This window comes from Corynebacterium halotolerans, assembly GCF_050107895.1.
Taxonomy (GTDB): Bacteria; Actinomycetota; Actinomycetes; order Mycobacteriales; family Mycobacteriaceae; genus Corynebacterium; species Corynebacterium halotolerans_B.
Window position 1 is genome coordinate 20,131 of sequence record NZ_JBNILW010000001.1, and the last position, 21,195, is coordinate 41,325.

General features: G+C 67.2%; 20 protein-coding genes. 16 read left to right on the forward strand and 4 right to left on the reverse strand.

The window, feature by feature from the left end:
- Positions 1 to 29: 29 nt before the first annotated feature.
- Positions 30 to 1,247 carry a YbjN domain-containing protein gene (locus tag ACQCVD_RS00105; protein ID WP_426821654.1) on the reverse strand — a complete coding sequence of 406 codons (1,218 nt, stop codon included), beginning with the start codon at positions 1,245 to 1,247 and terminating at the stop codon, positions 30 to 32.
- A 355-nt stretch (positions 1,248 to 1,602) separates the two neighbouring features.
- Here ACQCVD_RS00105 and hisD point away from each other — a divergent pair, with 355 nt between their 5' ends.
- From hisD to glgP, 15 genes are all read left to right on the forward strand, one after another.
- Positions 1,603 to 2,931 (forward strand): histidinol dehydrogenase, encoded by a 1,329-nt coding sequence (gene hisD, locus ACQCVD_RS00110; protein ID WP_426821655.1) that lies wholly within the window; start codon positions 1,603 to 1,605, stop codon positions 2,929 to 2,931.
- Positions 2,932 to 2,934: 3 nt separating this feature from the next.
- Positions 2,935 to 4,056, forward strand: a complete 1,122-nt coding sequence (locus ACQCVD_RS00115; RefSeq protein ID WP_426821656.1) for a histidinol-phosphate transaminase — start codon at positions 2,935 to 2,937, stop codon at positions 4,054 to 4,056.
- 11 nt (positions 4,057 to 4,067) lie between these two features.
- Positions 4,068 to 4,679, forward strand: a complete 612-nt coding sequence (gene hisB / locus ACQCVD_RS00120) for an imidazoleglycerol-phosphate dehydratase HisB (protein WP_426821657.1) — start codon at positions 4,068 to 4,070, stop codon at positions 4,677 to 4,679.
- Between the two features lie 3 nt (positions 4,680 to 4,682).
- Positions 4,683 to 4,892: a hypothetical protein gene (locus ACQCVD_RS00125; RefSeq protein ID WP_426821658.1), complete on the forward strand. Its 210-nt coding sequence runs from the start codon at positions 4,683 to 4,685 to the stop codon at positions 4,890 to 4,892.
- Positions 4,893 to 6,347 (forward strand): MFS transporter, encoded by a 1,455-nt coding sequence (locus ACQCVD_RS00130; protein WP_426821659.1) that lies wholly within the window; start codon positions 4,893 to 4,895, stop codon positions 6,345 to 6,347.
- 10 nt (positions 6,348 to 6,357) lie between these two features.
- Positions 6,358 to 6,993: an imidazole glycerol phosphate synthase subunit HisH gene (gene hisH, locus ACQCVD_RS00135; RefSeq protein ID WP_426821660.1), complete on the forward strand. Its 636-nt coding sequence runs from the start codon at positions 6,358 to 6,360 to the stop codon at positions 6,991 to 6,993.
- Positions 6,994 to 7,046: 53 nt separating this feature from the next.
- Positions 7,047 to 7,787 carry a bifunctional 1-(5-phosphoribosyl)-5-((5-phosphoribosylamino)methylideneamino)imidazole-4-carboxamide isomerase/phosphoribosylanthranilate isomerase PriA gene (gene priA / locus ACQCVD_RS00140; protein ID WP_426821661.1) on the forward strand — a complete coding sequence of 247 codons (741 nt, stop codon included), beginning with the start codon at positions 7,047 to 7,049 and terminating at the stop codon, positions 7,785 to 7,787.
- Between the two features lie 52 nt (positions 7,788 to 7,839).
- Positions 7,840 to 8,628: an inositol monophosphatase family protein gene (locus ACQCVD_RS00145; RefSeq protein ID WP_426822067.1), complete on the forward strand. Its 789-nt coding sequence runs from the start codon at positions 7,840 to 7,842 to the stop codon at positions 8,626 to 8,628.
- A 53-nt stretch (positions 8,629 to 8,681) separates the two neighbouring features.
- Positions 8,682 to 9,458, forward strand: a complete 777-nt coding sequence (gene hisF, locus ACQCVD_RS00150; protein ID WP_426821662.1) for an imidazole glycerol phosphate synthase subunit HisF — start codon at positions 8,682 to 8,684, stop codon at positions 9,456 to 9,458.
- Positions 9,455 to 9,820 carry a phosphoribosyl-AMP cyclohydrolase gene (hisI, locus tag ACQCVD_RS00155; protein ID WP_426821663.1) on the forward strand — a complete coding sequence of 122 codons (366 nt, stop codon included), beginning with the start codon at positions 9,455 to 9,457 and terminating at the stop codon, positions 9,818 to 9,820. The genes hisF and hisI overlap by 4 nt, the downstream gene beginning before the upstream one ends.
- 29 nt (positions 9,821 to 9,849) lie before the next feature.
- On the forward strand, positions 9,850 to 10,548 hold the full coding sequence (locus tag ACQCVD_RS00160; RefSeq protein ID WP_426821664.1) for a TIGR02234 family membrane protein: 699 nt from the start codon (positions 9,850 to 9,852) through the stop codon (positions 10,546 to 10,548).
- A gap of 102 nt (positions 10,549 to 10,650) precedes the next feature.
- Positions 10,651 to 11,475 (forward strand): indole-3-glycerol phosphate synthase TrpC, encoded by an 825-nt coding sequence (locus tag ACQCVD_RS00165; RefSeq protein ID WP_426821665.1) that lies wholly within the window; start codon positions 10,651 to 10,653, stop codon positions 11,473 to 11,475.
- A 62-nt stretch (positions 11,476 to 11,537) separates the two neighbouring features.
- Positions 11,538 to 12,524 carry a prolipoprotein diacylglyceryl transferase gene (gene lgt, locus ACQCVD_RS00170; RefSeq protein WP_426822068.1) on the forward strand — a complete coding sequence of 329 codons (987 nt, stop codon included), beginning with the start codon at positions 11,538 to 11,540 and terminating at the stop codon, positions 12,522 to 12,524.
- A gap of 145 nt (positions 12,525 to 12,669) precedes the next feature.
- Complete coding sequence (pyk, locus tag ACQCVD_RS00175) at positions 12,670 to 14,097, forward strand: pyruvate kinase (protein WP_426821666.1); 1,428 nt, start codon at positions 12,670 to 12,672, stop codon at positions 14,095 to 14,097.
- Positions 14,098 to 14,259: 162 nt separating this feature from the next.
- Positions 14,260 to 16,809 (forward strand): alpha-glucan family phosphorylase, encoded by a 2,550-nt coding sequence (gene glgP, locus ACQCVD_RS00180; RefSeq protein ID WP_426821667.1) that lies wholly within the window; start codon positions 14,260 to 14,262, stop codon positions 16,807 to 16,809.
- A 57-nt stretch (positions 16,810 to 16,866) separates the two neighbouring features.
- Here glgP and ACQCVD_RS00185 read toward each other — a convergent pair whose 3' ends face one another.
- Both ACQCVD_RS00185 and ACQCVD_RS00190 read right to left on the reverse strand, forming a co-directional pair.
- Positions 16,867 to 18,258: an amidohydrolase gene (locus ACQCVD_RS00185; RefSeq protein WP_426821668.1), complete on the reverse strand. Its 1,392-nt coding sequence runs from the start codon at positions 18,256 to 18,258 to the stop codon at positions 16,867 to 16,869.
- An 81-nt stretch (positions 18,259 to 18,339) separates the two neighbouring features.
- On the reverse strand, positions 18,340 to 19,665 hold the full coding sequence (locus ACQCVD_RS00190; protein ID WP_426821669.1) for a DUF4921 family protein: 1,326 nt from the start codon (positions 19,663 to 19,665) through the stop codon (positions 18,340 to 18,342).
- A gap of 30 nt (positions 19,666 to 19,695) precedes the next feature.
- Here ACQCVD_RS00190 and ACQCVD_RS00195 point away from each other — a divergent pair, with 30 nt between their 5' ends.
- Positions 19,696 to 20,094, forward strand: a complete 399-nt coding sequence (locus tag ACQCVD_RS00195; protein ID WP_426821671.1) for a hypothetical protein — start codon at positions 19,696 to 19,698, stop codon at positions 20,092 to 20,094.
- On the opposite strand, the gene ACQCVD_RS00200 is transcribed toward ACQCVD_RS00195, so the two are convergent.
- Positions 20,064 to 21,191 carry a glycerate kinase gene (locus tag ACQCVD_RS00200; RefSeq protein WP_426821672.1) on the reverse strand — a complete coding sequence of 376 codons (1,128 nt, stop codon included), beginning with the start codon at positions 21,189 to 21,191 and terminating at the stop codon, positions 20,064 to 20,066. The two genes, ACQCVD_RS00195 and ACQCVD_RS00200, sit on opposite strands and share 31 nt — an antisense overlap.
- Between the last annotated feature and the right edge of the window lie 4 nt (positions 21,192 to 21,195).

Here is a 21,195-nt window from a genome sequence, read left to right on the forward strand (position 1 = left end):
GGGGAGGTGGCCGGCCCCAGCCGGTCGGGTCAGTTGTCGTCCCGCGGTGGCCAGTGCACCACGGATTCACCGGTGGCATCGGCACTGATCGAATCCAGGGCGTGCAGCACCTGGTTGATGGCTACCGCCGTGTTGTGGCCGAGCTGCGCGTCATTGAGACCTTCGCCCACCGGGGCGGTGAACTCCACCCGGACCTGTAGACCGTCGGCGTCGGCATGGCAGAAGGCCTTGGTGTTGACCGAGCCCTCGTTCCAGTCGTTGCACAGCAGGAACACCCGCATGAAGTCCCGGTCCGGATCAAGGTTGGGGTCCCAGTGGCCCTTGACCAGGTAGCTCGGCCCGTTGTCCAGGAAGAAGCCGAAGAGCACGTCGTTGACCCAGGCGACGATGACCTCGTCATCACCTCTGGTGCGGGACACACCGAGGTCCGTCAGGGCCGCCCGAACCCGGTCCAGGGTGACGGGATAAGGGAACTCGCCGGTGTTGTCGTCGGAGTTCTCCGGCTCGGGCTCACGGTGTCGGGGGCTCACGGTGGGTTGTTCACCTCCGGGATGGGGAAAAAGCGGGGGAGTACCGGTGTCGTCGTCCGGCTGGTCGAGATACTCGAACAGATCACGGAATTCGGCGAGCCGGCCGGTGTCAGCCTCCTCGGCACCCGGTTCCGCATCGACCGCGGGGCGGGGCGAGGAGCCGGTCCCGGCATCCGGGATGGCGCCGGGGAGCGGAGTCTTCAGAGCTGCCTGGTCGGCCCGGAACCGGGGATCGGAGGTGTCTTCGTCCGCTGCCGCGATCCCGTCCCCGGAGTGGTATTCAGGCACCAACTCCTCCGGATAGCCGAGCTGGGGAAAGTCATCCACCAGCGTCATCACCGCGAGACGGGTGGTCTCCATGGCCTGGTTCACCGCATCAGCGAGTTGTTCTTCACTCAGTCCGACACGGATCTGCACCGAGGAACGGGCCCGCACGGAAATCCTGCCCTCATCGGTCAACCGGAAGGAAAGCACCGGTCCGAGCCGCTCCTGGTTCCAGGTGTTGAGCGTGACGGCGAGCTCATTGGCCTGGGCCAGGTCGAGGTCACGGCGGAGCTCACCCTCCAGGACAAGCGTGGCAGGGGTGTCTGCAAGTACCCCGTATCCGCCGAGGACGTAGGCGGTCACCCGGTGGTCCTGCCAGGGAAACACCAGCCGGTCGGGGGCGGGATAGCAGCCGTAGCCGAAGCTCTCCCCGGCGATCCGGACGGCAGCCAAGGTGACATCGACAGGAAGACGTGGTGAAACCCTGTCTTGACCGCCCGTGTGTTCACTCAAGGTGATGGCATTCCTTCTTGCGTGTTGTGGGGACTGTTCTCCATGGTTTTCAGTCGCCGCCACGACGGCGGCGTGTCGTCCCAGTGTATCTGCTTTGCGGGGGCAAAGGGTGGGTTTCGGCGACCTGAACGGCTAGGCCTACAATGGTCGGTACGTGGCCTGAGCTTCGTTTTCCACGGTCTCAACCCCGGACCCCGCGGAGCCGGGAGCCGGGGTGGGGCTTCCCGGAGCATCACCGGAGTCTCCGGCCAACGCCCCGCCCACCGCTTCGAGACACCTCAGAAAGCTGCCACCCATGCTGAACATCATCGACCTGCGTGGTCGAACCCCTTCCGTGAGTGAACTCCGCCGTACCCTGCCGCGGGGTGGAACCGACGTTAATTCGGTTCTGCCCACCGTGGCTCCGCTGGTCGAGGATGTTCGCCATCGTGGTGCAGTGGCGGCCCTGGAGTACGGCGAGAAGTTCGACCGCGTTCGTCCCGGTTCGGTGCGGGTACCCGCCCAGGCCCTCAGGACGGCCCTGACGGAGCTGGAGCCGCAGGTCCGGGATGCCCTCGAGGAAGCTATTTCCCGCGTACGCAAGGTCCACACCGAGCAGGTTCCCGCCGGCCACACCACTGAACTGGCACCCGGCGCCACGGTCACCGAGGTGTTCCTCCCGGTTTCCCGCGTCGGTCTCTACGTACCCGGTGGGAATGCCGTGTACCCGTCGAGCGTGATCATGAACGTCGTGCCCGCTCAGGCGGCCGGAGTGGAGTCCCTGGTCGTGGCGTCCCCACCTCAGGAGCAGTTCGGCGGCCTGCCGCACCCGACTATCCTGGCAGCCTGTGCGTTGTTGGGGATTGATGAGGTGTGGGCCGTCGGCGGTGGCCAGGCCATCGCGTTGCTGGCCTACGGCGACGAGGACGCGGGACTGATCCCGGTGGACAAGGTCACCGGCCCCGGCAATATCTTCGTCACGGCTGCCAAGCGACTGGTCAACGGCGTCGTCGGCATTGATTCAGAAGCCGGTCCCACCGAGATCGCCATTCTGGCCGATAACTCCGCTGACCCGGTGTCGGTGGCCTATGACCTGATCAGCCAGGCCGAGCACGACGTCATGGCGGCCTCGGTGCTGATCACCGACTCCGAGGAACTGGCTGTCCGCGTCAACGAGGAGATCAGCGCGCGTTACACGGTCACCCGGAACGCGGATCGGGTGGCGGAGGCCCTGCGGGGCCAGCAGTCCGGTACCGTGCTGGTGGACGATCTCGCCGCCGGCATCCGGACGGCCGACGCCTACGCCGCCGAGCACCTGGAGATCCACACCCGCCACGCCCGGCAGGTGGCGGAACAGATCAGGAACGCGGGCGCCATCTTCGTGGGCAACTACGCCCCGGTCCCGTTGGGGGACTACGCCGCCGGTTCCAACCACGTGCTGCCCACCTCCGGCACCGCCCGGTTCAGCTCCGGGCTGACCACCCACACCTTCCTGCGTCCGGTCAACCTCATCGAGTACGACGAGTCGGCCCTGCAGGACATCAGTGCGACCGTGGTGGCGCTCGCTGACGCCGAGGATCTGCCCGCTCACGGCGAGGCCATCCGTGCCCGTTTTGAGAATCTGGCCACGCAGGAGGACAACTGACCTATGACTGAAAACACCACTGTCGCCGCTGACGTGACTCTGGATACCCTGCCGCTGCGCGAGGAATTGCGTGGCAAATCCGCATACGGGGCACCGCAGCTGGATGTCCCGGTCCGGCTCAACACCAACGAGAACCCCTATCCGCCGTCGCCCGCGCTGGTTCAGGATCTGGTGGCCACCGTGGACAAGGTGGCCACCGAGCTGAATCGCTACCCGGAACGAGACTCCGTGGAACTGCGGACCGCCCTCGCCGGGTACGTGAGCACCCAGACCGGAGTGACGGTCTCTGCGGAGAACCTCTGGGCAGCCAACGGCTCCAATGAGGTTCTCCAACAACTGCTCCAGGCTTTCGGCGGGCCGGGGCGGAAGGTCCTCGGCTTCCAACCGAGCTATTCGATGCACCCGATCCTGTCCGCCGGCACGCAGACGGAATTCATCAACTGTCCGCGAGGCGCAGACTTCCGTATCGACATCGATGCCGCTCTGGCCGCCATCGCGGAACACCGGCCCGACGTCATCTTCGTCACCACCCCGAACAACCCCACCGGTGACGTCACCCCGCTCCCCGTCATCCGCCGCATCCTGGATGCGGCACCGGGAATCGTCATCGTCGACGAGGCCTACGCCGAGTTCTCTGACTCCCCCTCGGCGGTGTCCCTGATCGCCGAGTACCCGTCCAAGGTCGTGGTTTCGCGGACGATGTCCAAAGCCTTCGACTTCGCCGGCGGACGTCTCGGTTACTTCGTGGCCGCGCCGGCGTTCATTGAGGCGGTGATGCTGGTGCGCCTGCCGTACCACCTGTCTGTGCTCTCCCAGGCGGCTGCCACGGTGGCGCTGCGGCACAGCGAAGACACCCTGTCCACCGTGGCAAAGCTTGCCACGGAACGGGACCGGGTGGTCAGCCGTCTCACCGACCTCGGTTTTGACCTGGTGCCCAGCGAATCGAACTTCGTCTTCTTCGGCCGCTTCGCGGACCAGCACGCCGCCTGGCAGGCTTTCCTGGGGCACGACGTGCTCATCCGCGATGTCGGGGTGGCCGGCTGGCTGCGCACCACTATCGGTCTCCCCGGTGAAAACGACGCTTTCCTCGCCGCCGCCGAACAGATCGCCGGCCTGAAGCTTTAAGGAGCCTTTCCGTGACCATTTCTGACCCCCGCATCGGACGGGCCAGCCGCACCACCTCCGAATCCGACATCTCCGTCGAGATCAACCTCGACGGCAGCGGCCAGGTTGACGTCTCAACCGGTCTGCCCTTCTTCGACCACATGCTCACCGCCTTCGGGGTGCACGGCAGTTTCGACCTCAAGGTCCAGGCCACCGGCGACGTCGAAATCGATGCCCACCACACCGTCGAGGACACGGCTATCGTGCTCGGCCAGGCACTTTTGGCCGCGGTGGGGGACAAGAAGGGCATTCGCCGCTTCGGCTCCCAGCAGCTGCCGATGGATGAGGCGCTGGTGGAGGCCGTGGCCGATATTTCCGGACGACCCTATTTCGTGATGACCGGCGAGCCGGAGCACATGGTTCACCAGATCATCGGCGGGCACTATGCCACGGTGATCAACGAGCATTTCTTCGAGACCCTGGCGCTGAACTCCCGGATCACGCTGCACGTGATCTGCCACTACGGCCGCGATCCACACCACATCACCGAAGCCGAGTACAAGGCGGTGGCCCGTGCCCTGCGTGCCGCTGTGGAGCGGGATTCCCGCGTCACTGGGGTGCCCTCCACGAAGGGGGCCCTGTAACTGATGATCCAGCTTGCTACAGTTGCTCAGGAACAGTCCGGTGACAACAATAATTGGATGATCTACCTGTTGTTCATTGTCGCCGGTCTCCTCGTGGGAGGAACCTGGTCGGCCTATCAGAACGGCAGCAAGTTCCTCACCGGGATCATGGCGGTTTTGGCCGCCCTCGCTGTTCTGGGGGCGGTCATGTGGTTGATTGGAGCGATGACTTAAGTGGCGACCCGGGCTCTTTCACGCGAACAGATCGAGCAACTCGACAGCATCTGGAAGAGCCCCGGATTCGTCGCCACCCTGGTCGCCGTGGCCGCCGCCTTCGGCAGCTGGTCGATGCTGCTGCCCGTCATTCCGCTGGCGGTGATCGACTCCGGCGGCAGTGACGCCCTGGCTGGCGCCACCACGGGCCTCTTCATGGCCGCGACCGTGCTCACGCAGATCGGGACGCCTGCCGCGCTCCGGAAATTCGGCTACAACCCGGTGATGGTCTTCGCCGCCATCATGCTGGGTGTCCCCACTCTGGGCTACCTGCTGGGCATGGACGCCGTGCCGGTGCTGCTCTTCTCGGCCCTGCGCGGCATCGGCTTCGGTGCCATCACCGTGGCCGAGTCGGCCCTGATCGCCGAGCTGGTGCCGGTGCGTTTCCTGGGCAAGGGCTCCGGGATGCTCGGTGTGTTCATCGGACTGTCCCAGATGGTGTTCCTCCCCATGGGACTGGCGATCGGTCAGACCACCAGCTTCGCCGTCGTCTACGTCATCTCCACCGCAGTGGCCCTCGTCGCGGCGCTGATGTGTCTGCGGATCCCGCGTCTCAAGGCCGCCCCGAAGCGCGCGGCCTCCCACTATGAGCACCCGGAGGAGGGGCAGCGTCCGCCGGTGCCCACCTGGCGCCTGGTCACCGTCCCCGCGCTGGCGGTGACCACGCTGTCCATGAGTTTTGGTGCGGTGTCGGCGTTTCTCCCGGCGGCTGTCCGCGAGCTCGACCCCGTCGCTGGCGCCGTGATCGGTGGCGTGATGCTCTCGATCACCGGTGGTGCGGCAATGGTCTTCCGCTACGGTTCCGGCGTGATCGCCGACCGTCGGGGCATGCCCGGCCTGACGATGCTTCCGGGCCAGCTGATGGGGCTGCTGGGAGTGGGGTTGATGGCCGTGACCATCATGACCGGTGGTTCTGTCTGGTGGCTGGTGCTCGCGGCGGTCCTGTTCGGCGGCGGCTTCGGCGTCGTGCAGAACGAGGCGCTGCTGTCGATGTTCTTCCGGCTGCCGCGCTCGCGGGTCTCGGAGGCGTCTGCGTTGTGGAACATCTCCTATGACGCCGGCACCGGACTCGGATCCTTCGTGCTCGGGGCCGTGGCGGCGCGCCTGGCCTATGAGGGCGCCTTCGGGGTCGGTGCCCTGATCGTGGTGTTCGGACTTGCATTGACGGTGGCAGACCGTCTCGTGGGCAGGCACCGCATCGCCGAACGCGACAACACCCGCGCCCGGCTGCGCCAGGTCCCCGTGGCCCGCCGGGCGGTGCGGGGCGTGCGCCGGGTCGCCGTACGGCCGGTGCCGCTGCAGCGGCTGCTCACCCGACGCCCGCCGACGCCCGGCTGGAAGCAGCGGGGGACCGGGGACGTTGCCGACGTCGACAGTGAGGAACCTGATAGCGACATGGGCCGGGATGTGCCATAAACTTTCCCCCATGACTAAGACCGTCGCACTACTCGACTACGGATCCGGCAACCTGCGTTCGGCCCAGCGGGCCCTGGAACGCGTGGGAGCCGATGTCACCGTGACCGCGGACCCGCAGACGGTGCTCGCCGCCGACGGCCTCGCCGTTCCCGGTGTGGGTGCCTTCGCCTCCTGCATGCGCGGGCTGCGCGCGGTCCACGGTCCCCGGCTGATCGGCGAGCGGCTGGCTGGGTCGCGGCCGGTCCTGGGGATCTGCGTGGGCATGCAGATCCTCTTCGATTCCGGTGATGAGCACGGGGTGAGCACCACCGGCTGCGGGGAGTGGCCGGGTACGGTGACCCGCCTGCAGGCGCCGGTGCTGCCGCACATGGGCTGGAATACCGTGGAGCAGGTCGCCGGATCGACGATGTTCGCCGGCATCGGGGCGCAGGAGCGGTTTTACTTCGTCCACTCCTACGGGGTGCGTACCTGGGAGTTCGTGGGCGATGACCTGACCACCCCGCCGCAGGTGAGCTGGGCGGAGCACGGCGGCGACCGCTTCGTCGCGGCGGTGGAGAACGGGCCGCTGTGGGCCACCCAGTTCCACCCGGAGAAGTCGGGGGACATCGGGGCGCTCCTGCTGCGCAACTGGATCGACACCCTGTAGAAGACGGGTGGAGAAGCGGGGGTGGCCAGGCACAGACGCTACACTGAGAAACCATGAGCTTCACACTTCTTCCCGCGGTTGACGTGGTCGATGGACAGGCGGTCCGCCTCGACCAGGGCGAGGCCGGCACTGAAAAGTCATATGGTTCACCCATCGAGGCGGCCCTGAACTGGCAGGAACAGGGAGCGGAGTGGCTGCACTTCGTCGATCTGGACGCCGCCTTCAACCGCGGCTCCAACCTGGAGATGATGACCGAGGTCATCAACCAGCTCGACATCAAGGTCGAACTGACCGGCGGAATCCGGGACGACGCCTCCCTGGAACGCGCCCTGGCCACCGGTGCCACCCGCGTCAACATCGGCACCGCAGCCCTGGAGAACCCGGAGTGGATCGGCAAGGTGCTCGCCTCCCACGGTGAGCAGATCGCGGTTGATGTGGCGGTCCGGCAGATTGACGGCGAGTGGCGTACCCGGGGCAACGGCTGGGTCTCCGACGGTGGGGACCTCTGGGAGGTGCTGGAGCGGCTGGACTCCCAGGGCTGCTCCCGTTTCGTGGTCACCGACGTGTCCAAGGACGGCACCCTGACGGGACCGAACATCGAACTGCTCCGCGAGGTCTCCGCCGCCACGGATGCGAAGGTGATCGCCTCCGGCGGGATCTCCACTCTCGAGGACGTGCTGGAACTGGCCCGCCATGAGGAGGAGGGGATCGACTCCGCGATCATCGGCAAGGCTCTGTATGAGAAGCGGTTCACTCTCCGGGAGGCACTGAACGCGGTGGCGGCCCTGCACTGAAGCGTGGGGTAACGGCGGCAGTGGTGAGAGTGGAGGGACGACGGTGACGGAGATCGATTCCGGCGAGCTGCTGAAGGTGGCGGAGACCGTCGTGGCCGAAGCCGAGCGGATGTTCATCGGTGGCCTGGGCGCGGACCCCTTCGAGCTCAAGGCCGAGGGTGACTTCGCCACCGAGGTCGATCTCAAGATCGAGACCCACCTGCGTCGCCGGTTGACGGAGCTCACCGCGATCCCCGTGTTCGGGGAAGAGGCCGGGGGGCAGAAGCGGCAGCCGATGGTCTGGGTCGTCGACCCCATCGACGGCACCGCGAACTATGCCGCCGGAAACCCGATGTGCTCCATTCTGGTGAGCCTGCTGGTCGACGGCCAGCCGGTAGTGGCGGTCACCGCGATCCCGCTGCTGGGGCGTCGGCTCTCCGCGCACGAAGGGTCCCCGCTGTTCCTCAACGGCCAACCGGCGACCCCGCTGCGGGACCGGGACAAACGGGTCGCCCAGATCGGGTTCTCCTCGGTCGGTTCACCGCTGAACTCGCAGTTTCCGTCCCTGGTGCGGCAGGGCCTGCTCTCCAGGCTGGCAGAGACCTACCTGCGGCCCCGGATCACCGGGTCAGTGGGAGTCGATCTGGCGTTCACCGCCCAGGGCATCTTTGGTGGGGCGGTGTCCTTTTCGCCGCACGTCTGGGACAATGCCGCCGGAGTGATGCTGGTGCGTGCCGCCGGCGGGGTGGTCACGGATACCGAGGGGCGCCCCTGGACCCCCGAGTCCGCCGGCGTGGTGGCGGGCAATGCGCAGGCGCACGCCGACATACTGAGTACGATGGATGAGATTCTGAATCAGTAGTGACATGCTGGTGAACTGTTAACCGAAAATTCTGCGAAAGGGGAGCGGCGAGCATGGCAGTCGCAGTCCGCGTGATCCCGTGTCTCGACGTCGACAACGGCCGGGTGGTCAAGGGCGTCAACTTTGAAAACCTCCGGGACGCCGGTGATCCGGTGGAACTGGCCAAGCGCTATGACGCCGAAGGCGCCGACGAGCTGACCTTCCTGGACGTCACCGCCTCCAAGCACGGGCGCGGAACCATGCTCGAGGTGGTCCGGAAGACCGCCGAGCAGGTATTCATCCCGCTGACCGTCGGGGGTGGAGTACGCAGTGAGGAGGACGTGGACCAGCTGTTGCGCGCCGGCGCGGACAAGGTTTCCGTCAACACTTCCGCCATCGCCCGCCCGGAGCTGCTCCGGGAGCTCTCCCACCGCTTCGGCGCACAGTGCATCGTACTCAGTGTCGATGCCCGACGCGTCCCCGAGGGCGGGCAGCCGCAGCCCTCCGGTTTCGAGGTCACCACCCACGGTGGTTCCCGCTCCTCGGGTATCGACGCCGTGGAGTGGGCCCGGCGGGGCGAGGAGCTCGGCGTCGGCGAGATCCTGCTGAATTCCATGGACGGCGACGGCACGAAGGCGGGTTTCGACCTCGAACTGCTGCGCGCCGTCCGCGAAGCCGTCACGGTCCCGGTGATCGCCTCCGGCGGTGCGGGCAAGGCCGAGCACTTCCCGCCGGCCGTTGCAGCGGGTGCCGACGCCGTGCTGGCGGCCAGCATCTTCCACTTCGGCGACGTCGCCATCGCAGAGGTGAAGGACTCGCTCGTCGAGGCCGGCTGCGAGGTCCGCCGGTGAGCGGCGGACCGGAGGACCCGGCCGTCTACGAGCTGGATCCCGCCATCGGGCAGCGATTGAAGCTCAACGACTCGGGCCTGGTGCCGGCGATCGTCCAGGCGGAGGGGAGCGGCGAGGTCCTCATGATGGCGTGGATGGATTCACATGCGCTGGCCTACACCCTGGCCACCCGCCGGGGCACCTACTACTCCCGGTCGCGCGGGCAGTACTGGATCAAGGGGCTCACCTCCGGGCACACCCAGGAGGTCACCGAGGTCCGGCTCGACTGCGACGGCGACACTGTGCTACTCAAGGTGCGCCAGACCGGTGGGGCCTGCCACACCGGAGACCGCACCTGCTTCGACGCCGACCAACTTCTCTAGACCTGACCGCACCCGGAAGGACCATTCACGTGACCACCCCCGCCTCACCCCGCCGCACCTCCCGTATCGCAGCGTTGCTGCTGGGGATCGGTGCCGCGGTGCTGTGGGCCGGCTCCCGGGCGACCTGGTTGTCCGTGGAGGCCTATGACGACAAGTCCGGCACCGTCCAGGAGAACCTGGTGGGAGCCACCTGGTCCACCGAGGTGACCGCGGTGACCCTGCTGCTGGCTGCCGCCTGCATCGCCGGTTTCGCACTCCGCCGGGTCGGCCGTCGGGCGGTGGGTGTGGTGGGGGCCCTCGCCGCGGTCGGGGCGAGCTGGTCGCCGCTGAACCTGCTCATGGGGGAACCTGAGGGGGAGCGGGTCCGCACCCTGTTGACCTCGGGCCTCGCCTCCCAGCGCGAGAGCGATCCGGTCGCCCTGTCAGAGTGGGCCCAGGTGGTCGACGTCCAGATCAACTACCCTGGCCCGGTCATCGCCATCATCGGCTGCGCACTCGCCCTCTTCGGCGGCGTGCTGCTGGCCACCCGGCCCGGCCCGGACTCCGCGAAGCTGAACAAGTACGAGCGGAAGAAGAACCGTGAGGCCCGCATCGTGGACGACCTGCAGTCCACCCCGGATTCCGGCCGGGTGATGTGGGACGCTCTCGATGCGGACATCGACCCCACCGACGATCTGCCGGGAGCCGGGAAGGGGGAGGACCCGGGCGCCGGTACCTCCACCCGGTGACCCCCGATTTCCGCCTCTCGTGGCCTTCGGGTTAGCCTTATTGCATAAGCCCATGAGTGGCATGAGTCACTCGGGGGACCGGCTAGATGGGGCGGGGTGGAGATGAGCACACCTGTTGATGTGGATCAGATTCTCGCCGCGGTGTCCGCGAAAGTCGCGGTGCGCGAGGATTTGGTCCCCTTCAAGGAGATCAAGGCCATGTCCCGCAGCGTCGATCCGGCGCGGGACGCCGCTTCCGCGCTCCTGCAGCGCGGTTGCGGGGTCATCGCCGAGATCAAGAAGGCGGTGCCGGGTCGGGGTCCGATCGCGGAGGTCGCCTCCATTCCCGACCTGGCCCGGGAATTCGAGAAGGGCGGGGCGACACTGATCGCGTGTCACACCGACCAGCAGCGCTTCGCCGGCTCCCTGTCGGACATGGCGGCGGCCCGCGGGGCAGTGGACGTGCCCATCATGTGCCGCGACATCATCGTCGATCCGTATCAGATCCACGAAGCCCGCTATCACGGTGCGGACGTCGTTCCGCTGCAGGTCGGCCTGCTGGACCGGGCCCGCCTGGAGTCGCTGCTGGACCGCATCGAGTCGCTCGGCATGGTGGCCATGGCAGAGGTCCGCAACCGGGCGGAAGCGGAACTCGCCAGCGCGATCGGCGCCCGGGCCGTCGGCGTCAACGCCAGGGCGTTGGGGAGCGAGGAACTGCACCGCGAGGTGTTCTCCGAGGTGGTTCCACTGCTCCCGGAGGCGACGATCCGTATCGCGATGTCCGGGGTCCGCAGCCCCGGCGAGCTGCTGGCCTACGCCGGCGCCGGCGCGGATGCCGTGATCATCGGCGAACGCCTCATGACCGCTGACACCCCGGGGAGCCTGACCCGCGTGCTGGTGGCGGCGGGACAGCACCCGTCCTGCCCCTCCCGTCGCCAGGCCAGCTGAACGCGTCGGTGGCGGGACACCCCCTCGTCGCGGTGCGCGCGTCCATCAGGCACACTGAGGGGGTGCACGTCGACTATCTCGCAAATATTCCGTCCCCGCCCCAGGGTGTCTGGTACCTGGGCCCCATTCCACTGCGTGCGTATGCGCTGTGCATCATCGTGGGCATCCTGGTGGCGCTGTGGCTGACCCACCGGCGTTATGTGGCCCGGGGCGGTAACGGGGACGTGGTGTGGGACGCGGCCATCGTGGCGATCCCCGCCGGTATCATCGGCGGCCGGTTGTATCATGTCATCACCGACTACGACAAGTACTTCTGTGATGGCTGTAATCCGGTCAATGCGCTGAACATCACGGCCGGGGGACTCGGGATCTGGGGCGCGGTGGCCCTCGGCGGTGCCGCAGTGTGGGTGCTCTTCCGCATCCGGAAGATCCCGTTGGGGCCCTTCGCCGACGCGATCGCCCCGGGGATCATCCTCGCGCAAGCCATCGGGCGTCTGGGGAACTGGTTCAACCAGGAAATCTACGGGCGGGAAACCACGGTGCCCTGGGCGCTGGAGATCTACTACCGGGTCGATGAAAACGGCGACTATGCCCCGTTGGACGGTATCTCGACCGGGGAGACATTGACCACGGTGCACCCGACCTTCCTCTACGAGCTGCTGTGGAACGTGCTGATTTTCCTCCTGCTGCTGTGGGCGGACCGCCGCTTCCGGTTGGGCCACGGCAAGGTCTTCGCCCTGTACGTCGCTGGTTACACACTCGGCCGCTTCTGGATCGAACTGATGCGCGCGGATGACGCGACGATGATCTTCGGCATGCGGGTCAACACCATTGTCTCGGCGGTCGTGTTCCTCGCTGCGGTCATCGTCTTCCTCCTCCTGTCGAAGGGACGCGAGACCCCGGCGGAGGTGGCCGGCCCCGGGGGTGCCCCCGGGGAAGAACGCGACGACGATGACGGTGCCGGCCGTTCGGCCGCTGGAGCCGACGGAGGAAGCTCCGTCCCCGGAGCGGGGCCGTCTGGCGGAGGAACAGCCAAGCGCCCGGAGTAGGAGTATCTTGGGGATGGGTGCCCGCGGTCGGCGCAGAGCTGAGCATTCCGCCACTGTCTTCCGAACGGGCACGAGATCCTGGAATCGGGCAGGAAATTGTGCCCGAACACAATGACCCACAACGATTAGGACTAGGTTGGAGACCGTGGATAGAAGAACGAAGATCGTATGTACCCTCGGCCCCGCCGTCGCCAGCAAGGAAGCCATCCTCGGACTGGTCAATGACGGCATGAACGTCGCCCGTCTGAACTTCTCGCACGGCGACCACGCCGATCATGAACAGAACTACAAGTGGGTCCGTGAGGCCGGTGACGAAACCGGCAACGCCGTCGGCATCCTCGCTGATCTCCAGGGCCCGAAGATCCGGCTCGGCCGCTTCACCGACGGCTCGACCGTCTGGGAGAACGGCGAGACCGTCCGCATCACCACCGACGACATCGAGGGCACCCACGACCGGGTCTCCACCACGTACAAGAACCTGGCCGCCGACGCCAAGCCGGGCGACCGCCTGCTGGTCGACGACGGCAAGGTCGGACTGGTGTGTCTCGAGGTCGACGGCAATGACGTCGTCTGCGAGGTCACCGAGGGCGGCCCCGTCTCCAACAACAAGGGTGTCTCGCTGCCGGGAATGGACATCTCCGTGCCTGCGCTGTCCGAGAAGGACATCGCCGACCTGCGCTTCGCCCTCAAGCTGGGCGTGGACTTCATCGCCCTGTCCTTCGTCCGTTCGCCCGCGGACGTGGAACTGGTCCGGGAGATCATGGACGAGGAGAACCGCCGCGTCCCGGTCATCGCCAAGCTGGAGAAGCCGGAGGCGGTGGACGCCCTGGAGTCCATCGTCCTGGCCTTCGACGCCATCATGGTCGCCCGTGGTGACCTGGGCGTGGAGGTGCCGCTGGAGCAGGTGCCGCTGGTGCAGAAGCGCGCGATCCAGATCGCCCGTGAGAACGCCAAGCCGGTGATCGTGGCCACCCAGATGCTGGATTCGATGATTGAGAACTCCCGCCCCACCCGCGCGGAGGCCTCGGACGTGGCCAACGCCGTCCTCGACGGCGCCGACGCCGTGATGCTCTCCGGTGAGACCTCCATCGGCGTCGATCCGGGCAATGTCGTGCGCACCATGTCGCGTATTGTCCAGCACGCCGAAACTGACGGGCAGGTGCCGCAGCTGATGCACATTCCGCGCACCAAGCGCGGCGTCATCTCCTACTCGGCCCGCGATATCGCCGAGCGGCTCAACGCCAAGGCTCTGGTGGCGTTCACCACCTCCGGCGATACCGCCCGCCGCGTCGCCCGGCTGCACTCGCCGTTGCCGCTCCTCGTGTTCACCCCCGATCCGGCCGTGCGTTCCCAGCTGGCCCTCACCTGGGGCGCGGAAACCTTCCTGTGTCCGGAGGTGCAGGACACCGACGGGATGATGAACGAGGTCGACCGGTCCCTGCTGTCGATGCCGAACTATGAGACCGACGACATGATGGTCGTCGTCGCCGGCACACCGCCCGGTGTCTCCGGCAACACCAACATGATCCACGTGCACCTGCTGGGCGAGGACGTCACCGTCCCGAAGCCTTAGCACCACGGGGGAACCAGGGCCCGCCCGCCACACACCGCTGTGGCCGGCGGGCCCTGTGCGTGGTCACAGCAGCGTGTTCACTGGAGGGATGTGCCATTCTCCATGGGTGGACCAGGGGGTTTCCCGGTAGCGGAAGCCGGAGGGGCGGGCTAGCTTTAACGTGTGAACTACTCTGGAAGCGTCAACGTCCGTACCAACCTGCCGACCGAACTCGCTGATCTTGAGCGCTTGGCCATGAACCTGCGGTGGTCCTGGCGGGCCGAGACCCGGGAATTGTTCCGGGAGATCGACCCGGACCGCTGGATCGCGGCCGAGGAATCCCCGAAGAAGCTGCTGGCCACCGTTCCCGCTTCCCGCCTCCACGAGCTGGCGGAGGACCCGGAGTACCTCTCCCGCGTGCAGCGTGAGATCCACGAGCTGGAGGACCACCTGAGCACCGGCCTCTGGTACCAGCAGACCCTGGACACCGAGGGGGAACTCGGGCCGACCGATCCCGCCGTGGCGTACTTCTCCATGGAGTTCGGCATTCATCCGTCCCTGCCGATCTATTCCGGCGGTCTGGGAGTGTTGGCGGGTGACCACCTGAAGTCCGCCTCGGACCTGGGGCTGCCGCTGATCGGCGTGGGCCTGCTCTACACGCACGGCTACTTCACGCAGTCCCTGACCGGGGACGGCTGGCAGGAGGAGACCTACTCCTACCACGATCCGGCGGAGCTGCCGGTGGCACCCGTCCGTGATGCGGCGGGGGAACAGCTCACGGTGACGATCGAATTCCCCGAGGAGCGGCAGGTCACCGTCGCGCTCTGGGAGGCCGCCGTGGGCCGGGTACCGCTGCTGCTGCTCGACACCAACATCGAGGCCAACCCGCACGAACTCCGCTCCGTGACCGACCGCCTCTATGGCGGTGACAGTGAACACCGCATCAAACAGGAGCTGGTACTCGGGGTCGGCGGTGTCCGCGCCGTCAACGCCTACTGCGATAACGCCGCCATCCCGCGCCCGGTGGTGGCCCACCTCAATGAAGGCCACGCCGGCTTCCTCAGCCTCGAGCGGATCCGGGAGCGGATGGACGCCGGCGCCGACTTCGACGCCGCTCTGGCGCAGGTGCGTGCCTCGAACCTGTTCACCACCCACACCCCGGTCCCGGCCGGCATCGACCGTTTCGAGGTCGACCTCGTGCGCCGCTACGTCACCGACCGGCTGGTACCGCAGGTTCCCCTCGACCGGGCCCTGGATCTGGGCCGGGAGTCGGACCCCAACCTCTTCAACATGGCCCACCTGGGGCTGCGTACGGCGCAGCGCGCCAACGGCGTAGCGAAGTTGCACGGCAGCGTCTCCCGCCACATGTTCGCCGGCCTGTACCCCGGCTACGAGCCCGACGAGGTGCCGATCGGTTCCGTGACCAACGGCGTCCACCTTCCCACCTGGGTCAAGCCGGAGATGAAACAGGTCATTGAACGGATGGCGGGCCGGGTGGACCTGGCCAGCAGCGATACCTGGGAGAACGCGGGCGCCGTCACTGACACCGAACTCTGGGCGGTGCGTAATAAGCTGCGCGGTGACCTCGTGGAGATAGCCCGGGAATGCACCCACGAATCCTGGCTCAAGCGGGGACACACCGAGGCCCAACTGGGCTGGACCCGGCGCGTGCTGGACCGGGACATCCTCACCGTCGGTTTCGCCCGCCGGGTGTCCACCTACAAGCGGCTGACGCTGATGCTGCGGGACCCGGAGCGGCTGCGGTCGATCCTGCTCAACCCGGAGCGCCCCGTGCAGTTCGTGATCGCCGGCAAGGCCCATCCGAACGACATGGGCGGCAAGAAACTGATGCAGGAGATCGTGCACTTCGCGGATCAGGCAGGTCTGCGGGACCGGTTCCTCTTCCTGCCGGACTATGATCTGAACCTGGCCAGTTACCTGGTCTCCGGTGCCGATGTCTGGCTGAACAACCCGATCCGGCCGCAGGAGGCCTCCGGCACCTCCGGCATGAAGGCCGTGATGAACGGCGGCATGACGCTGTCCGTCTCTGACGGCTGGTGGGATGAGATGCCGCAGGAGCACCACGGGTGGACCATTCCTACCGTGGATAACCCGGACCCGGGCTACCGCGACGGACTGGAGGCCCACGCGCTCTATGACCTGCTCGAGAACGTCGTCGCCCCGCTGTTCTACGGTCGGGACGCCGACGGGGTGCCGCACCGTTGGCTGGAGTGGGTGCGCCGCTCGCTGACCGAACTGTCGCCGAAGGTGACCTCCACGCGGATGGTGCGTGATTACGTCACCGACTACTACCGGCCGATCACCGTCGGTTCCGAGTCCATCCACGCTGCCCCGAACGTCGCCGCCGGGTACGTGGACTGGATCCGACGGGCGCGGGACGCCTGGCCTGCGATCCAGCTGTCCAATCTGCGCTGCAACGGCACTGCGGCGCCGGAGCCTGCTGAGGCCGATGCCGGGGAACAGCTGGTGTTCACCCTGGACGTTGAACTGGGGGAGCTCAGCGACGCGGATGTGACGGTCCAGGTGGTCATCGCCGATGACGCCGGCACCCGCCGGGTGGTCGATCTCTTCCCGGAGGACAACGGCAATTACGCCGTCACCGTCGCAGTGGATGTGCCCGGCACCTTCCGGTACACCGCCCGCGTCGTGCCCTGTCACCCGATGCTGGTCAACCCCGCCGAGCTGGGGCTCATCACCTACGTCGGCAACTAGACTGCCTTTCCCGCCAGCGGCAGCGGAGCTCCCGCCACCGCTGGGGGTGCGCCCGTTTCAGATATTGAAGTCCGGGGTGCCACCCGCCGACTGCCGCCCGGTCGGCGCTGAACGCTTCCCGGTGACCCGTTGATTGTCCGGCGGCGTGGGTCGGTGGGCACCGTGTCCCACCGGCGCCTGCCGTGGTTTGGGGGTGTCCACCCCCAGGTAGGTCAGCACAGCGGTGGCGCCGGCTTTGGTGGCGGCGTCGACCGTGGGTTCGTACTCCGGCAGGAAGGTGGACATGTGGTTGACCGGGACATCGAGTTCGACGCGGTTTTCCGCGACCGCCCGGTCCCATTGTTCCTGCGGAGTACAGCCGACGACCCAGAACAGGTAGGGACTGCCGAAGGCCCGGGCCAGGTTGGAGAAGTCCTCCGAGACGGTCGTGCGGCGGGCGTCGACAGAGTCGGCGCCGAAGACCCGGTCGAAATTCGGCCGGATGGCGTCGAACATGTCCGGATCGTTGTCGATCAGGTCGCCGTGCGCGAAGAACTCCATCTCCGGTTCGCGCGGCGCCCCGGAGGCCGCGGACTCTGCGAAGACGACCCGTTTGATGGCTGCGTAGACGCGGCGTTTCAGGTTGTTGTCGTAGAATCTGCAGTTCAGGACGAGCTCGGCAGTGTCCGGAATGATGTTGTTGGTGGAACCGGAGCGCAGTGTGCCCACCGAGATCACCGCGAAGTCATCGGGGCTGACCTCGCGGGCCACCAGCCCCTGGAGACGGACGATGATCATGGCGGCCATGTAGGTGGGGTCGACCGACTTGTGCGGCATGGACCCGTGGGCGCTACGGCCGTAGAGCCGGATCCGGATGGAGTCACACGCGGCGAACTGGGCGCCCGGCATCGTCTGCACTTCGCCGGCCCGTCCCGGCATGACGTGCTGACCGAGACAGATGTCGGGGCGCGGCACCCGGTTGACCAGTCCGTCCGCGACCATCGCGTTCGCTCCCTGGGCGTTTTCCTCGGAGGGCTGGAACAGGGCCAGGAAGGTTCCGCTCCAGGCCTCCCGGTGGGCGTCGAGGATGGCGCAGACTCCCATCAGTGCCGTGGTGTGCATGTCATGCCCACAGGCGTGCATGATTCCCGTCATCGTGCCGTCGGCACCCGGTCGGATCCGGGTGGAGGCGAACGGAACCCCCGTCTCCTCCTTGATGGGCAGGGCGTCAAAGTCTGCGCGCATCAGGGCGGTGGGTCCCTCCCCGTTGCGGAAGACCGCCACCGCGCCGAAGCCGCCGATCGGTGAGACGATCTCGCAGTCGAAACGTTGCAGCTCCTTCAGGATGCGCTGGGACGTTTCCTGTTCGTGCCCCGAGAGCTCGGGGTGCTCGTGCAGATCCTCATAGAACTCCCGCTGCCAGCTCAGATCCGCCTGGTGGCTGCGCAGCAATTGAGCAATGTCGCTCATCGGGGAAAACTCTCCTTCTGGAAATCGGTTGTCAGCCAATATAGCCAGGTCCGGGCGAGGGGGGAGGGAGAGGGCCGACGATCATCCCGTAATCAGGTGGTAGGCCAGGGCGTTGGGCGGAAGGTCACACTCGGCCCCGATACGCAGGTCAGCAGAGATTTTTCCGCTTTCCCGCAGCCGGGTCAGGGCAGCCACCATCCGGCTGCGGATATTTCCGGGCGAGAGAGTGTTGACGTAGATCCGGGTGCTGCCTTCGAAGCCGGCCAGAGTGGACACCCGCCACTTGAGGTTGATCCGCCAGGGCATCTCCAGGTCCAGTCCGGGCGGCCGGTGGTGCCACTCTTCATTGCAGGGCACGGCGGCCCCGGTGGCGGCGTGACAGGCATGGAGCAGATCACTCATGTCGGCGATCTCTGCGGGCGACTGCTCCCAGGGCCGTCCAGAGCCGGAGCGGGAGTAGATCTCCAGGGTGGGGTAGCGGTGCCCGAACCCGGCGAAACAGACCGCATGGTCATTGGCGGCCACGACCAGGTTGTGCCGGTGCGCATAGTCCACGCCCCACTCGTTGTACATGTTGGGGTTCACTCGTAGCCGCATGATCTCCTGTTCGACCTGGGTGCCGTATTCATCGATCGCGACCAGCTGCTTGTGCAGGTGGTCGAAGGAGGCTCCGGCGGGAGCCAGCCAGTTCTGGAAGGCGACCACGTACCGGGCGTAGCGGTTGCGGGCGTAGAGGTCGTGCATCGCCGCCACCGTGAAGGAGGTGAAACCGCGGTGTTCCTCCTGCGTCAACGTGCCGGCGGAGGCGAGCTGGGAGGTGTCGGTGGCCTGGTCCGTGTAGTGCCGGCGGGCGATCACGACGTCGTGGCCACCGGCGAAATAGCGGTCGGAACAGGCCAGCAGTTCCCGCTCTGGCAGCCCGGTGTCCTGTCCGGAGGCGGCGAGCCAGGTCCGCACGATGTCGGCGACGTGCGCCCGGCCGGCAGGATCCGCCAGGTAACGGGCCTGCCGGTCGCGGGTGTCTCGGTCCATACGGAAGCCGTAGTTGAGCGACCAGTACTCATAGGAGACGATCTCGAAGAGGTTGGGCACCCGGCGAAATTCCGCCCGGGACTCCTCCAGCTGACCCGGGAGGAGATCGGTGAGCAGTTCCCAGCCTCGCTTTCCGCCCACCAGCCGGGCCTTCTCCGGCGGGGTGGCCAAGGGGGTGGATTCGCAGAAGGCACAGCTGGCGGTGCGGTCTGCGGCGGTGAGTGGGCGAGGGAGCGGGGACGGTGTGGTCAGCGGCCGGTTGCCCCGTCCGGGGACCGTCCACACCTCGGTGCCGCTGAATGGGTTGAGCTGCTTGATCGTCCCGTCCGCCAGCGTGGTCAGTGGCGGGGGAGGGGCGGAACTGGGAAGGCTCATGGCGCTCACGATATTCGCTAAACTTCAGGTATGCCTGTGATTCAGTTCGACGCCCTGGTCCCCCACTCCGATGCTGAGCAGCTGCGAACCAAATTCGCCGAAGCAGTGGACAAGCTCATCGAAGCCGAGCGGCTCGAGAACGGCTCCGTGATCCTCGACCATTCGCCCCGCGTGCAGGAGGGGGTGGAGAACCAGCTGCGCCAGACGTACCGCGATGAGCACGAGGGACGCGATCTGACGGATTCCGCGGTGTACCGCTATGCCATCTCGGTCGAGGGGCTCCAGGGGTCAGTGAACCAGTTGACGATGGCACTGTCCCGTTTCCTCACACCGCAGGCGGATCTGCCGGCGGACCCGATCCTGCTGGAACGGGAGACCGCGTGGGAGGTCCCGGCGACCTACCCCTGGACCGTCGACATCCTGCGGTAGTCCCGCACCAGCTGGGCCCCCGCCTCCCGCAGCTGCACGGCGACGTCCGCGTGGGCGGGCAGTTCAGCGGTGAGCACCCCGTCGGGCACCGCCGTCGCCACGGCACCAGCTGCGACCCCCAGCACTGCGGGCGTGTCCGCCACGAGGCCGGCGAGCGTTCCCACGACCTTGCCCCGGAACGACTGGGCGTCGAGCCGACCCTCACCGGTGATCACCAGGTCCGCCTGGGGGATCAGTTCCTCCAGGTCCTGGCTCCGCGCGATCAGTGGCGCGCCGGGGAGAAGATGGATGTGGTCGCTGTTGCCGTGCAGCAGGGTGGACAGCCACAGCAGCCCGACCGGCAGGGCGCCGGCGGCACCGGTACCGGGGGTCTGGGGGTCTACCCCCGTGACCTCACACAGCCGGCTGATCCCGGCCTCCAGTTGCCGGACCTGCTCGGCGTCGGCGCCCTTCTGGGGACCGAAGGTCTGAGCTGCGCCCTCCGCGCCGACGGCCGGGGAGGTCACATCGGTGAGCAACAGGAACTCCAGGGCGGCAGCCCGGATGTTCAGGCGTGCGGTGTCGATGCTCCCGAGATTGATCAGCCCACCACCGCCCTTGGGGATGGGCAGACCTTCCGCAGAGAGCGGCTCCGCGCCCAGGGCGACGAGGATGCCTGTCCCGCCGTCGGTGGTAGCCGACCCTCCCAGGCAGAGGACGACGCGCCGCGCGCCGCGGGTCTCCGCGTCAGCGACCAGCACGCCGGTGCCGTAGGTGTCACCGTGGAGAGGGACCGGGTTCTCGGCCACGGCGGGTAGCCCGGAGGCGGCGGCGACGTCGATGTAGGCGGTCGCGGTCTCCGGGTCGAAGACGTAGGTGGCCTCTGTCAGGCGGCCCGCGGCGTCTGTGGTGGGCAACGTGATCCGGTGGCCGGAGAAGGTGTCTGCGGACCCTTCACCGCCGTCAGCCATCGGCGCCAGCGTGATCTCGGCGTCGGGCTCGACGCTGCGCACGCCGTCTGCCAGGTACTCCGCGGCCTGCGGCGAAGTCGCGGTGCCCTTGAAGGAATCGGGAGCGATGAGGATCTTGAGCGGGGTGGGGGATTCGGCGGTGCTCATCGGG